We start from the raw sequence: 13,738 nt of genomic DNA, 5'->3' as shown, positions 1-13,738 counted from the left end.
CGAACCCGATAATTTCGAGATAAGGGGGGCGAACGTCCGGTTAAAATCGTCCCCTCTACCTCTTGGACACTGCACCGATTACCTGATCGGCGTGACCATCCGGAAAGTGTATGGCCATCGAACCTGAGGATCTTCTACCGCACTTCGAGCGTGAGTTGGGGCTGCTGCGCCGTTCGATGCGCGCGTTCACTCAGCATTACCCTAAAATCGCGGCTCGCCTTGCGATGGCAGGTGAGCACTCGGATGACCCACACGTCGAACGGCTGCTGCAATCGTTCGCGTTGATGTGCGCTCGGCACGACATCCGACTCGAAGATGAGGTGCCGGAGTTTACTCACGCATTGATTGACACAATCCACGGAGCGTTCCTGCGGCCGTTTCCATCTTGTGCGATGGCCCAATTCCGCGTGGATCGAGACAGCAAGCAGACCGAGCCGCGAATAGTTCCACGCGGCACCCAATTGGTGGCGCCGAATAGCCGCTTGGTGTTCCGCACTGCCGCCGACGTCACGTTGGTGCCGTTGACCGTTTCCGCTGTACGTTACGCGACGTCGACCGTCGCGCCGATGCAAACGACACTGCCGTCCGACACGACGGGGATTTTGTCTTTCACCCTTGAGCTCACGGCACCGTCGGCCCAGTTCTCCATCGCTCCCGATATGCTGCGGATACATTTGGCGGGGGAGAGGGAGGTGGTGGCTGCGCTCGCCGACGGCGTGCTGATGCACGCCACGCGTGCCTTCGTTGAACTGGACGGCAACGGGCGCTGGCGTCGGGTGGACATGCCGCTGGCGGCCGCAGGTTTCGACGATGCCGACGCGCTGCTTCCGCCGCCTCGCGACAACACGACTGCTCCGTTTCATTTGTTGATGGAGTACGGCGCGTTTCCCGCTCGATTTGACAACCTCGATCTGGATTTGGCGCGGTTGAAACGGTTGGCGGGCGGTGCGCGCCGGATCACGTTGCATTTGGCCCTTGCCGGCGTCCACCCCGACTCACGTCGCGCCCAACGATTGATTGCAGCGTCGGCCGACAATCTCCGGCTGTTTTGCACACCAGTAGTCAACTTGTTCTCGAGCAATGCGGAGCCAATCGAAACGAAGGCTGGGCAAGCGTACTATGCGCTGAAACCGTTTTCGCTGAAGAGCGCAGCCACGACCGAGATCTGGTCAGTTGATCAGGTCCGTATCACGACCGCCCAGGGTGCCGCACTTCTGCCGCCCTTCGAATCCTTGCAGCATGCGCTTGGCGCAGCTCCAGGCCCGTATTGGATCGTTTTGCGGGACGAAGCCCGGCGCGCGCCGAAGCCGCCTTCCGAGCCCGGCAAGCCGGGACAGGAAGCGCTGCGCAGACATGCAACTGGAGCGCGCGCAGCCGGATTGCGTGGCTTGGAACTCGCGCTTGTGAACGCCCGCGGCGAGCCGGTTGATCCGGCCGCGCAGCGCCAGCTCGACATCGCGCTGTCTTGCACAAATGGCAACCTGGCGGACATGCGCGAGCGCCGGTTAGCCGTGCGCGATGGGGACTCGGGTGACGAGATCGAGTTATTGGCTCAGCCCAGTGCAAGTCCCGCGCCGATTCTTCGCCGCGGCGACCTGTGGGAATTGCTGTCGTGGCTGGTTCCGCAGGCAGCGCGGCTAAACGCCGACGGGCTCAATGAGTTCAAGCGCTTGTGCACCCGCTTCGGCATGTCCGCGCCCGACGCCGGCCGGCGATTCGACGCGCTCGTGTCGCTCTCGACTGCGCGGGTGCGGGGCTGGATGCCAGGCAAGCCGGCTTCAGCGTTCGTCCAAGGATTGGATGTCCGGCTCGTGATCGACGAGCAGCGTTTCGTCCAATTCAGTCTCGCCGGATTGGCGCGCGTGATGGATCGACTATTTTCCCCGTACGTTCCAGTCACCAGCTTCGTGCAAATCGTATTGGTCTCGGCAGAGACCGGTGCGGTACTGCGACGCGGTGAACCCTGCGCCGGTTCCCAACCGCTTATTTGATCAGCAGGGAAATTGCAAAGGAATTTCAGGTATCTTTCGCTGGCAAACGTTTTGTCCTACAGTAGCGGGGCCTCAAGCTGGTGAGCCAATTGGGGACAGAACCTGAGACGAAAATAAAGGGAATTCAAATGAGTTTCGCCCCGAATGGCGGTATTCCGGCCGGTTCCGGCGGGAATCTGTTGGGCTCGCTGAGCGCGCTTGGCGGCCTTGCCGGGCCGGTCGCATCCACGGTGGCAGGCCAGATTGGCCCGCTCGCCGGCGTCGCAAGTCATATCGACACCGTGCAACGCGCGGTTCAGCTGGCGCAGACCGGTTTTTCGCTGATGAACAAAACGCCGGCCGCGATTGCGGACGCGCTCAACAATGCGGCCGGCGGCGTTGCTCGACTGACTCAGCTCAATCGATACGTGACCATCGACTCGCCGCTCGGTCCGGACGTGCTTCTGGTCAGCACCGCGGTCATCGATGAACATGTCAATCGGTTGCCAGAGATTCACCTCGATTTACTGTCACACCAGCATGATCTGGTGCCTGATCAGCTGATCGGGCAACCGATCAAGATTCGATTCGACCAAAGCGCCCGGCAATCCACGCTCGAGCGCATCGTCTCGTCAGGCGGGGCCGACAGCATTCGCTACTTCGACGGATACGTCACATCGTTCGACCGGGCGGGCAACCCGGGCAAGGTGACGCAATATCAAATGACGGTGGCGCCGTGGTTCTGGTTTTTGACGCGCTCGACCGACTGCCGGATTTTCCAGAACAAGACCGCTCAGGACATCCTCACCGAGATTTTCCAGGATCACGGGTTCACCGAATTCGAGTTCGACATCCGGACCGCGCAGAAGCCGCTCGAATACATCGTGATGTACCAGGAGTCCTATTACAACTTCTGTGCGCGTCTGATGGAGCAGGAAGGCCTGATCTGGACGCACCGCTACGAGAAGGAAAAGCACTTCCTTGTCATCGGCGATACGAATTTCGTTTTCCGCCCCATCGACGGGCTGGCCAACTTGCCGTATAACGCCAGCGCGGCGAGTGAAGACAACGGTATCGACCAGTTGCATGAAGGTCGGCGTTTTGGTGTGGGCAAGATCGCCTTTCGCGACTTCAATCACCAGAACCCGTCGTCGCCGCTGATGCTGGCGCAGGCCGAGCCGGAGAATCTCCGGCATGCGGGGCTCGAAACGACAGAGCGTTTCGAACATCAGTCGTTATTCGACCACGGCGATGACGGCGACCGTTACGCACGCATTGCGATGCAAGCAGAAGAAGCGAGCGCGCATCGGTATACGGGCAGCGGCTATGCGTGGCGGATGAGCGCTGCAGGCAGTGTGACGGTGACCAACCATCCAGTGATGGCCAACAATCAGGAATACGCAGTCCTGCATGTTCGTCATGAGGCCGTGAACGATTACACGGAACACAACGCGAAACTGCCGTACCGCAATACATTTTCCCTGCTCCCGAAGAAGTTTCCGTATCGTTCACCCAGGCATACACCAAAGCCCGTCATTCACGGCACGCAGTCGGCAATCGTGGTCGGCCCCAAGGGCGAAGAAATTCACACGAACGGCAGTGCCGTGAAGGTGCACTTTCTGTGGGATCGCCGCGGCAAGTTGGACGGCTCGGATTCGATGTGGATCCGCGTGTCCCAACCTTGGGCGGGCGACGGGTGGGGGGCGGCCGCCATCCCACGGATCAATCAGGAGGTCTTGGTCGCGTTTAATCAAGGGGACCCCGACAATCCGGTCATCGTGGGCCGCGTCTACAACGGCGAGCAGGGCAACCCTTATCACGGGGCTGCCGGGCAGACGATGGGGATCAAGAGCCAGACGCACAAGGGCGCCGGCTCGAACGAACTGCGGTTCTCCGACGTGAACGGCGCGCAAGAAGTCTTTCTGCACGCGCAGAAAGACATGAACACGGTCATCAAGGATTCGGAAACGCATACGGTCGAAGCCGGCGGGCGCACGGTGTCGCTGCTCAAGGGCAGCGAGACGAAGCAGATCGCGCAGGGCGGACTGAAGGAAACCATCGCGCTGACGCGCGACACCACGGCGAACGTGATCAATACGAAGGCCATCGCAAGCAAGGCCGGACCCGGCATGCAAAGCCATCAGGCGAGCGACGGCATCGAGCATCGTGTCGGCGATGGCGTCGTGACGATGACGCCGGACAGCATCAAGCTGACCTTCGGTCCGTCAACGATCGTCATCAACGCGAACGGCATTTATCTCGACGGGCCGGTCATCCATTTGAATCGCGGCAGTGCGCAATCCGCGGAACAGGCGCTCGCGCTCGAGTGGGCGGCAGAGCAGGCGACGATCGCGAAGGGGCTGGCGAGCCCCGATCCGGCGACGCGCGCGGCGGCGGCCAAGCTGGCGAGCTCGCTGAAGGCGCAGCAACTGGCGAAACTCGCGGATCACGTGTATCACCCGAACGATCCGCCGCCGACCGGGTGGAAGATGGCGACCAACGATCCGGAAGCGTTGAAGGCTTTCGGGCTCAAGCCGAGCGACTTCGAGAAAAGCGGTAGCAACTTCGGGTCGCAGATGTATATCCCGGATCCGAATGTCTTCGGCGACAGCATGAAGCCGACGGTCGCGTTCAAGGGAACCCAGCAGCTCTTCGGCGAAGACATGAGCAACAACATGGCACAAGGGCTCGGCGCCGATGCGCCGTATTACCGCAATGCGGTCACGATCGGCAAGAACATCGAGACCACGGGCGCGTCGGCCGGCGTCGATTTCACCGGGCATTCGCTCGGCGGTGGCCTGGCGTCTGCTGCAGCCGAGGCCAGCGGCGGTTCGGCGGTGACCTTCAATGCTGCCGGCCTCAATCCGGAGACCGTCGCACAATACGGCGGGACCGCCCGGCCGGCCAACATCACGGCCTATCGCGTCGACGGCGATATCCTGACCGGCCTGCAGGAAGGCCGACTCGGGCCGATCAGCGACGGTACGGCGGCGCTGATGCCCAAGGCTGTTGGTAGCCCCGTCACGCTCGATGGTGAGAGCGTGACCACGGTCGGCCGTCACCTCATGGGTGACGTGACGAACGGGATCAACCAGCAGGTCGCGAAGGATCAACTCGACCTGGTCTCCCAACTGAACTCCTCTCACTGATGCGATACAAGAAAGCGATAACCGCCGGCGCGATTGCCGCACTCGTTGGAGTGTCCTCGCCGCTCTGGTGGCCCACTCAAGCCCAAGGGACGAACATGACTGGCTTCAAGCGTTACGCACCGGAAGATTTCTTTTCGGGGCAGCAACTCACTTTGGCTCAGGCCATTCATGACGGCGATCTCACTCGCGTTCAGCAACTCGCGCCTAAGACCGATCTGAATGCGCCGGGCGCGAAGAACACGACGCTGCTGTCGTATGCAGTGCAGGAAATCGTCCCGGTTAAGAACGACGCGTCAAATCCGCGCTACCAGATCATTTCGGTGCTCGTGAAGAACGGCGCAGATCCCAAGGCGCCGGTCGGTGCCAGCGGCGGATCGGTAGTCGATGTCGCATTGCGGGCTGATACGCCCAACCTCCTGCGCGTGCTGTTGAACAGCGGGCTCGATCCCAACTGGCAATACAACGGCGACACGCCGATGATTTTTGCAGTTGCAGAGAACCGGCTGCTGCCCCAGCTGAAGCTGCTGGTCGAGCACAAGGCGAACGTGAATGCTCGTGATTCGCTCGGAAAGACGGCACTCTTCGAGGCGACGATGATTCAGCAGTGGGACGTCGTCGACTACCTCCTCTCGCACGGCGCGGATCCGAAGATTGCCAGCCAGCTCGGCGTGTCGTACGGGTGGGTGCTGCAAAACGAGTTAAAGAACCATACGGCTGCGGATTCCGCAGCGCGTACGCGCATCGAAGATATCCGCCGAAAGATCGTCACGGCCGGCGCGCCGTGGCCGCCGCTCGATCCGAAGGCGCAACGTGCAGCGATGCGCGCGCGCGGCGAGAAGGTCGTGACGCCGGCCGGCCAGACGGATTGAACGCACGCGTGACGGTTGAAGCGTCGTGCAATGGATTCGCGAAATGATGAACGTTTTTGATTCGCCGCCGCGCGTCAGGCGAGAGACGGTCCTCGGCGTATCCGGGGTGCTGTACGTCCTCTCGCTGACGATGCCGGCGATGCATTTCGAAAAGGAAGCGTCGCTCAGCGGTCTGTCGGTTCTCGCCCAGGGCTGGTGGGGACTGTTCATGCTCAATCCAGCATGGCTCGCCAATCCGCTCTACGTCGTTGCGGCCGTCCAGCTCGCCCGGAACCGATATACGCGTGCGAGCCAGTTTTCGGCAGCTGCGCTCGCGTGTGCGCTCTGTTCACTGTTCACGACGAAGTGGTACTTCAACGAAGCAGATGCGACGCCGATATCCGGCTACGGCGTTGCGTTTTACGCGTGGCTCGTCGCACATGTCGTATTGCTCGCGGGCAGCTTGCGCTTGCGCCGGGAAAGCGCCGTCGCGCTGCAAGGAAAATGAGTGGTGGCGCGAGTGGACGCTTATTTCCACTCATTCCAACAACTACACATCACGAGAGAACCAGCATGACGGATTCCGAAAACCGTATCCGGATTCACGAAGGCAGCATCGTTCTGCCGAACGGTTTCGAGGATCGCACGACCAACCTGTTCGTGCCGGCCGATACAGCCGCACAGCCGAACCTCAGTGTCGCACGCGACTGGCTCAAGGACGGAGAGACCCTTGCGCCGTATATCGATCGGCAGATCGCGCTGCTCAAATCGAGGCTGCAGGGACACCGGGTGCTTTCGCGCCAGGCTGAACGGCTTGGGCCTGAAACCGATGGAATGCCGGGGGAGCGCATCGACGCTGCTTATCGGAATGGTCCAAAGACCGTCTTTCAACGCCAAGGTGCATTCATCGTTGCCCCGGGACGCGTGCTGATCTTTACCGCATCGAGCGCGAAGAGCTTTGGCGAAACGCTCGACGCATTGTGGCGCAACTGGCTCGACGGCTACCGTCCGGCAGAACAAGAGTCGGCATAACAACATCAGAGGACCACCATCGTGTACGAAGCTGCACGTGTCACTGACCCGATCGATCACACCAGCGCGCTTGCGGGCTTTCTGGTCGGAGCCGTGCTGGGCATTGCCCTGATCGCCGCGGTCGCCTTCGCCACATTCACATGCGGATTCGGCGTCGCGTTGCTGGCCGGCATGATGGCCGGTATCGGAGCGCAGGCTCTCCTATCAATAGGAGAGTCGATCGGCAAGATGTTCAGCTCGCAATCCGGCAACATCATTACAGGTTCGCCGGACGTCTACGTCAACTCCCTCTCGGCGGCCTATGCGACGTTAAGCGGCGTGGCATGCAGCAAGCACAATCCCATTCCGCTTGTCGCGCAAGGATCGACGAACATCTTCATCAACGGGCGGCCCGCGGCGCGGAAGGACGACAAGATCACCTGCGGCGCGACGATCGGCGACGGTTCTCACGACACGTTCTTTCACGGCGGCACGCAGACATACCTACCAGTCGAAGACGAAGTGCCGCCGTGGCTGCGAACGGCGACGGAATGGGCGTTCGTGCTGGCGGGGCTGGTCGGCGGCTTGGGTGGGTTGTTGAAGCAGGCTGGCGGGCTGTCGCGCGCGGTGCTGCCGTGCGCTGCGAAGTTCATCGGCGGGTACGTGCTCGGTGAGGCGTTCGGGCGGTACGTTGCCGGGCCAGCGATCAACAAGGCGCTCGGCGGGATGTTCGGCAACCCGGTCGACGTCACGACCGGAAGAAAGATCCTGTTGGCCGAATCGGAGACCGACTTCGTGATCCCCAGCCCGATGCCGGTCGCGATCAAGCGGTTCTATTCGAGCAGTATCGACTATGCAGGGACGCTTGGCCGCGGCTGGGTGGCGCCGTGGGAGCTTCGTCTCCATGCTCGCGACGGGCGGCTTTGGTACACCGACGCGCAAGGGCGCGAGAGCGGATTTCCGTTGCTGCGTGCCGGGCAAGCCGCGTTCAGCGAGGCCGAGCAACGCTATCTGACCTGTACGCCCGACGGCCGCTACATCCTGCATGACATTAGCGAGACGTATTACGACTTCGGCCGATACGAGCCGGACTCCGGCCGCATCGCTTGGGTGCGCCGCATCGAGGATCAGGCGGGGCAGTGGTGCCAGTTCGAGCGCGATAGCCGCGGCCGCGTCGCCGAGATTCTGACGTGCGGCGGATTGAATGCCGTGCTCGATTACGAGCAGGAACACGGACGGCTTAGCGCGGTCACGCTCGTTCATGGCAATGAGCGCCGGCTGGCCGTCGCTTATGGATACGATGAGAACGGCCAGCTGGCGTCGGTGACGGACGCAAATGGCGCGGTCGTGCGTCAGTTCGCATATACCAACGGCCTCATGGCGAGTCATGTGAACGCACTGGGTTTCACGTCTAGTTATGTGTGGGCGACGATCGAAGGACAGCCGCGGGTCGTCGCAACGCGCACCAGCGAGGGCGAGGACTGGTCGTTCGAATACGACGTCGATGGCCGGCAGACGCGCGTCCGGCACGCCGATGGTCGCACCGTGCACTGGCGCTTCGACGCACAGTTTCAGATTGTCGAGTACACCGACTTCGACGGGGGACTCTACCGGATCAAGTACAACGACGCCGACATGCCGGTGATGCTGATGCTGCCGGGTGAGCGCACGGCCGAGTTCGAGTACGACGACGCGGGCAGGATCGTAGCCGAGACCGATCCGCTCGGTCGCACGACTCGCACTCGCTATGACGGTAACAGCATGCGGCCCGTGGAGATTGTCGGGCCTGACGGTGGTGCCTGGCGTGCAGAATACGATCCGCAGGGTCGGCTGCTGGTGAGTCAGGATCCGCTTGGCCGCGAAAACCGTTACGAGTATCCGAAAGGGCTGACCTCGCTCCCGCTCGCGCACATTGATGCGCTGGGGGGGCGTAAGACTCTGGAGTGGAATAGGCTTGGCGAGCTCGTCGCGCGCACTGACTGTTCCGGCAAAGCGACGCGAACCACTTTTGATCCGTTCGGTCTGCCGGTTATGCGTGAGAACGCGCTTGGTCAGCGCATCACGTACGATGTGCGTCCGACCGGCGAGCCGGTCCGCATCACATATCCCGACGGAAGTTCGGAGGCCTTCGAATACGATGCAGCCGGGCTTTTGGTTCGGCACGTTGGCCTCGGCGGAAGGGTCCGACAGTCGCTACGCAATGCGCGTGGCCAGGTCGTCGAGATAAGCGATCCAGCAGGGCGCCGGACCCGTTATCGGTACGATGCCGACGGGCGGCTTCGAGAGCTACTGCAGGACCGCGCATGCTATGCGTTCACGTACAGTGCCGGCGGTCGGCTCTTGACTGAGATGCGACCGGACGGCGTGGAACGGCGGTTCGGGTATGGGGACGCTGGCGAATTGCTCACGCTTGATATCGTAGGGGCCCCGGTCAATGGCGCTAATGCGGATCGCCCGGTTCGCACTATTCGCTTTGAGCGCGACCGGATGGGCAATCTGAAGGTTCAGCATACGCCGACCGAGGTAACCCGCTTTGAGCGCGACAAGGGCGACCGGACGGTGAAAGTTGAGCGTACGCCAACTCCAGCCGGTATTGCGCTTGGCATCACTCCGGACGTCGTGAGCTTCGAATACGACAAAGCGGGTCGCCTTATGGCCGAGCACGGCGTAAACGGCACAGTCGAATATGTGCTCGATGCGCTCGACAACGTGACAACGCTAGCGTTGCCGCACGACCAGAGCTTGCAGATCCTGCGGTATGGTTCAGGCCACGTTCACCAGATCCGTTGTGGCGATCAGGTGGTGAGTGACTTCGAGCGTGACGATTTGCATCGTGAAGTGATGCGCACACAGGGGCGGTTGACTCAGCGTTCCGCATACGATCCGCTTGGTCGGAAAGTCTGGCAGTCGGCAGGATTCCAACCCGAAGCGCTGGGTCGTGGGCGCGGGCACTTGTGGCGGAATTACGGGTACGACGCCGCTGGCGAGCTCATCGAGATGAGCGACGGCCTCCGTGGCAGTACGCAGTACAACTACGATCCTGCCGGGCAGCTGACCCGGCGGGTGAACACGATGGATCGGCAAGTTGAAGAATTCGCGTGGGACGGCGCCGGCAACCTGCTTGACGATGCGCAGCGCAGCAGCCGGGGGTACGTCGAAGGCAATCGCCTGCTCATGTGGCAAGATCTCCGTTTCGAGTACGATCCGTTTGGCAATCTGACGACGAAGCTGCGCGGAGCGAACCAGACGCAGCGGTTCACCTACGACGGGCAGAACCGACTGATCGCAGTCCTAACGCACGACGCGCGTGGCACGGTCGAATCTCGGTTTGAATTCGACCCGATCGGGAGGCGGACTGCGAAGACGGATACCAGTTACGACCTGCGTGGCGTAAAACTGCGCAGCGAGACGAAGCGGTTCGTATGGGAGGGGCTACGGCTCGCCCAAGAGGTGCGCGAGACTGGCGTGAGCAGTTACGTATACAGTCCAGATGCGTCGTACTCTCCAGCGGCACGCGTTGATGCGGTTATCGCGAACGCACTGGCGGCGGCAGCGATCGACACGGCGAAGCTGGCGTCGCGGATATACCACTTCCATACGGATCTGGTGGGCGCCCCATTGGAAGTTACAGACGAAGCTGGAGAGCTAGCGTGGGCGGGGCAATATACGGGGTGGGGCAAGGTCAAGCCGAACAGCCGAGAACTGACTTCGGCACGCACGGATCAGCCGCTCCGCTATGCCGGACAATATGCCGATGAAAGCACGGGCCTTCACTATAATACTTTCAGGTTCTACGACCCTGATGTAGGCCGGTTCATTAACCACGATCCGATCGGGCTGCTGGGTGGCGACAATTTGTATGCGTATGCCCCCAATCCTACAGGATGGATCGATCCGTGGGGCTGGTTCGGGGAGAAACCGTTGAACTCTCCGGATGTGACGAAATGGCTTGAAAAAGGTGGTACCGTTCACGTCGAGGTGGAGTCGGGGACGTGGGTATATACCAACGCAAAAGGAACGGTTGTCCGTTATCCAAATGGTTATCCTGATTTCAAGCCGTATGAGGTCAGATCTGTAGACGTTGAGGGGCTGAAAGGAAATCACAGTAGGGCGCCAGCAGGGGACTTTGGATTGGCGGATGCTAAGGCAGGAAGCCCCGCCGATTACACGAAAAATACTTGGCACCACCACGAGAACATGGTAACGATGCAGGAAATTCCGAAGGATATTCACAGTGAATTCACCCATAGGGGTGGCGTCTCTAATTTGAAGAATCAATCGTCGTGTTAAGGAGGTAAGGTGCCAGTTCTGTATGGAGCAAAACCTGCACAGCCGCTCCTCGGTAAATTGGAGGCGGAACTCGGATTCGTTCTTTCGACGGATTACAAGGATTTTTTGAAGAAGTGGAACGGCATATTCATTGGTGGCGCCGACTATCTTGATTTTGATTTTCCTGGTGTCGATAATGGAATGATTTCGTTTGCTTCGCTTTTTGGAGTCGGAACGAGCAACGAGAATTTTGATTTAATCGCGCAAAACGAACGTGTCAGAGGTGAGATCGATTTTCTAAACGATTTCTTTGTGATTGGAGATGATCCAGGGGGTAATTACTACGCACTGGCGCGATTCGATAACGTTGAGAAGGTCCTGTATTGGGATAGAACGCATCTGCATGCGGATGACACAGCGAAGCCGGATATTGCAGAGGTGTCAGATTGTGGCAACCTCTACAATGTAGCCGATGGATTCTCGGCATTTCTGGATATGATCGTCGCCGGAACAAAACAAATGCAGTTCGTCGCGGTCGACGACTGGCCTGGCTAAAATATGTATGTCATCGTCGCTGAGGTCTCGCACTAGGGCGGTATTTTCAATGATTAAGGGTTGAAGGCGATGAATGACGATTTTGAGCAAGCGCGAACGGCGTTGCGATCGTTTATGTTGGAGATGAATCAATGGGAAAAGGGTTTTTACGAGAAAAAGCATAGTGCTCTGAAAAGTGGTGGCGATGTTTCTGGTATTGATGACCGTGCACGGAAAGATCTTTCTGCTATTTTGGAGAAATGGGCGTTCCAAGAGAAAACAAACCAAGGTCGTTTGATTGACTTGGGTTGTTCGGATCCGCCGACATACGATCCTGAAACTGATGTTGAAGATAGCGTCGAATCCACAGACGGAGAGGTGGTTTTCACCGTTCGCCAGACATTGGGAATTTTGACGATATCCCGATTCACGATGAAAGAAAAGGCGGGTAAATGGATGGTGAAGAAAAAAGAGTTTCTCAATTTTAACGACAAATGGCAGCGTTCTGTTCTCTAACAACGCCGTTCGCCCCCTTTTTTCTGATTGGGCGTTGTCAAGCCTGACGGAATGGGACACCCTTTGATTCCGTGCAGAAAGGTAAATAGTATCGGTCTGGATGTCGTGGGTGCTGAGAGTGACACACCGACATTTTTTCTTGAGCCGTGTGAGGCCGGGATGCGCGAGGAGTTGCGCCGCGCCGTAATAGCTGATGGATTCTCGGTATTTATGGAATTTGGATGTGGGGCGGTGCGTGAGTAACGCTTACGGTTTGAGGCAGGATGAAGCATTTCAGCCTCTCGTTCAAGTCGATGATGGCGGTGAAATCGCATATGACAAGAGCGTAGCTATACGAGCAACCGCTCTATGTGGGCGAGGGTTTGGCCGAGACTATGACCCCGTTAAGCTTACGTGGGGTACTTCGCGCAGAAAAAAGACCAGCGACGTTCATACGATGCTATCTCCGTTTCTCCTGTTTAGTGAGAGGGCGCTTGATGTATTGGCGCCGGTAATTCGTGACAGCGGGGAGATATTGCAGGTCGAGGCCCCGATAAAAGACATGTTCGGATTTCACGTAACCCGGGTGATCGAGAATGCTGTCGATATGGACGCATCAAAATTCAAAGTCTACCCACAGGCGACGGTTTTTAATAAAATATTCCTTCTGAAGAGTCGCATTGAAGGGGTTGATATATTTCGCCTAAAAGAAAGTCCTGCCTCAGTATTTGTATCCGAGCGTTTTAGGGAGCTTGTAGAGCAAAATGAATTAAAAGGGTTCGATTTCGGAGGGGTCATTTCGCAATCTGAGAAGTAGGATTTCGCAACTCCCGGTGACTGGTCAGAGAATGGCCCAGGTGTCCTCGATTTCACGAGAGTAACGTGTGAGAATCATGCATCGGGGTGGTGGACTTCTAGGCCTCTATGCGCGGGTACGCCAACGAAAGGAATTTAGCGGAGCTGCAACGTTGTCACTCGATCAGTTGAAGCGAATGCGAGAGGCTCTTCGTCCATACGGACTGAAGTTGCTGGAATCTGAATGGAAAGGCTGGCACGCGCAGTATCGATTTCGATGTCGCAAGGGACACGAATCAAGCCGATGCGGCTCCTATCTGTTCTACACGATGGTCCAGTGTCCGGCATGTCGCGTTGACGAGGTCCTTCGTCAGATCCATCAACTCGCGCGCCACGCCGGCGGCCGCTGTCTTTCGGAGCAGTACGCGGGCCGAGGCACACGACTCCAGTTTGTATGTAAGGCAGGGCACGTTTTCGAGAAGACTGCCGAGAATCTGCGAAAAGGCTCTTGGTGCGTGCTCTGCGCGAGGGTGCAACATTCGAGGCGAATGGCCGATCCGGATGGGATGACGGGCATGCGAGCCGCGGCAAGAGCGAGAGGCGGGAAGTGTTTGTCGAGCGGCTACACGAAACTGACAGAGCGCTATCGTTTACGTTCGCTGGTACA

9 protein-coding genes are annotated in these 13,738 nt (G+C 59.2%); all 9 read left to right on the top strand.

The window, feature by feature from the left end:
• The first annotated feature begins 110 nt into the window (after positions 1 to 110).
• Positions 111 to 1,991, top strand: coding sequence for a type VI secretion system baseplate subunit TssF (tssF, locus tag MBR110_RS26880; protein WP_034193888.1), 1,881 nt, complete (start codon positions 111 to 113; stop codon positions 1,989 to 1,991).
• 128 nt (positions 1,992 to 2,119) lie between these two features.
• The gene (locus MBR110_RS26875) at positions 2,120 to 5,119 is read left to right on the top strand and encodes a type VI secretion system Vgr family protein (protein WP_034193887.1); all 3,000 of its coding nucleotides are present in this window, start codon (positions 2,120 to 2,122) and stop codon (positions 5,117 to 5,119) included.
• Positions 5,119 to 5,988, top strand: coding sequence for an ankyrin repeat domain-containing protein (locus MBR110_RS26870; RefSeq protein WP_034193886.1), 870 nt, complete (start codon positions 5,119 to 5,121; stop codon positions 5,986 to 5,988). Before MBR110_RS26875 ends, MBR110_RS26870 begins: the two co-directional genes overlap by 1 nt.
• A gap of 43 nt (positions 5,989 to 6,031) precedes the next feature.
• Positions 6,032 to 6,475 carry a hypothetical protein gene (locus tag MBR110_RS26865; protein ID WP_034193885.1) on the top strand — a complete coding sequence of 148 codons (444 nt, stop codon included), beginning with the start codon at positions 6,032 to 6,034 and terminating at the stop codon, positions 6,473 to 6,475.
• Positions 6,476 to 6,540: 65 nt separating this feature from the next.
• Positions 6,541 to 6,999, top strand: a complete 459-nt coding sequence (locus MBR110_RS26860; RefSeq protein ID WP_006482386.1) for a DUF1795 domain-containing protein — start codon at positions 6,541 to 6,543, stop codon at positions 6,997 to 6,999.
• 21 nt (positions 7,000 to 7,020) lie between these two features.
• Positions 7,021 to 11,268: an RHS repeat-associated core domain-containing protein gene (locus MBR110_RS26855; protein WP_045579751.1), complete on the top strand. Its 4,248-nt coding sequence runs from the start codon at positions 7,021 to 7,023 to the stop codon at positions 11,266 to 11,268.
• Between the two features lie 9 nt (positions 11,269 to 11,277).
• Positions 11,278 to 11,802 carry an SMI1/KNR4 family protein gene (locus MBR110_RS26850; RefSeq protein WP_080938783.1) on the top strand — a complete coding sequence of 175 codons (525 nt, stop codon included), beginning with the start codon at positions 11,278 to 11,280 and terminating at the stop codon, positions 11,800 to 11,802.
• A 69-nt stretch (positions 11,803 to 11,871) separates the two neighbouring features.
• Positions 11,872 to 12,297 (top strand): NTF2 fold immunity protein, encoded by a 426-nt coding sequence (locus tag MBR110_RS26845; protein WP_181709782.1) that lies wholly within the window; start codon positions 11,872 to 11,874, stop codon positions 12,295 to 12,297.
• 235 nt (positions 12,298 to 12,532) lie between these two features.
• Positions 12,533 to 13,093 (top strand): double-CXXCG motif protein, encoded by a 561-nt coding sequence (locus MBR110_RS26840; RefSeq protein WP_226246446.1) that lies wholly within the window; start codon positions 12,533 to 12,535, stop codon positions 13,091 to 13,093.
• Positions 13,094 to 13,738: the final 645 nt, after the last annotated feature.

This window comes from Burkholderia sp. MBR-1, from assembly GCF_013822785.1.
Lineage (GTDB): Bacteria > Pseudomonadota > Gammaproteobacteria > Burkholderiales > Burkholderiaceae > Burkholderia > Burkholderia vietnamiensis.
This window is presented reverse-complemented; position numbering and strand designations above follow the sequence as displayed.

Bases quoted from the DNA above. Each gene is read 5' to 3' on its own strand.
- tssF (WP_034193888.1), top strand. From the start codon at position 111: ATGGCCATCGAACCTGAGGATCTTCTACCGCACTTCGAGCGTGAGTTG.
- MBR110_RS26875 (WP_034193887.1), top strand. From the start codon at position 2,120: ATGAGTTTCGCCCCGAATGGCGGTATTCCGGCCGGTTCCGGCGGGAAT.
- MBR110_RS26870 (WP_034193886.1), top strand. From the start codon at position 5,119: ATGCGATACAAGAAAGCGATAACCGCCGGCGCGATTGCCGCACTCGTT.
- MBR110_RS26865 (WP_034193885.1), top strand. From the start codon at position 6,032: ATGATGAACGTTTTTGATTCGCCGCCGCGCGTCAGGCGAGAGACGGTC.
- MBR110_RS26860 (WP_006482386.1), top strand. From the start codon at position 6,541: ATGACGGATTCCGAAAACCGTATCCGGATTCACGAAGGCAGCATCGTT.
- MBR110_RS26845 (WP_181709782.1), top strand. From the start codon at position 11,872: ATGAATGACGATTTTGAGCAAGCGCGAACGGCGTTGCGATCGTTTATG.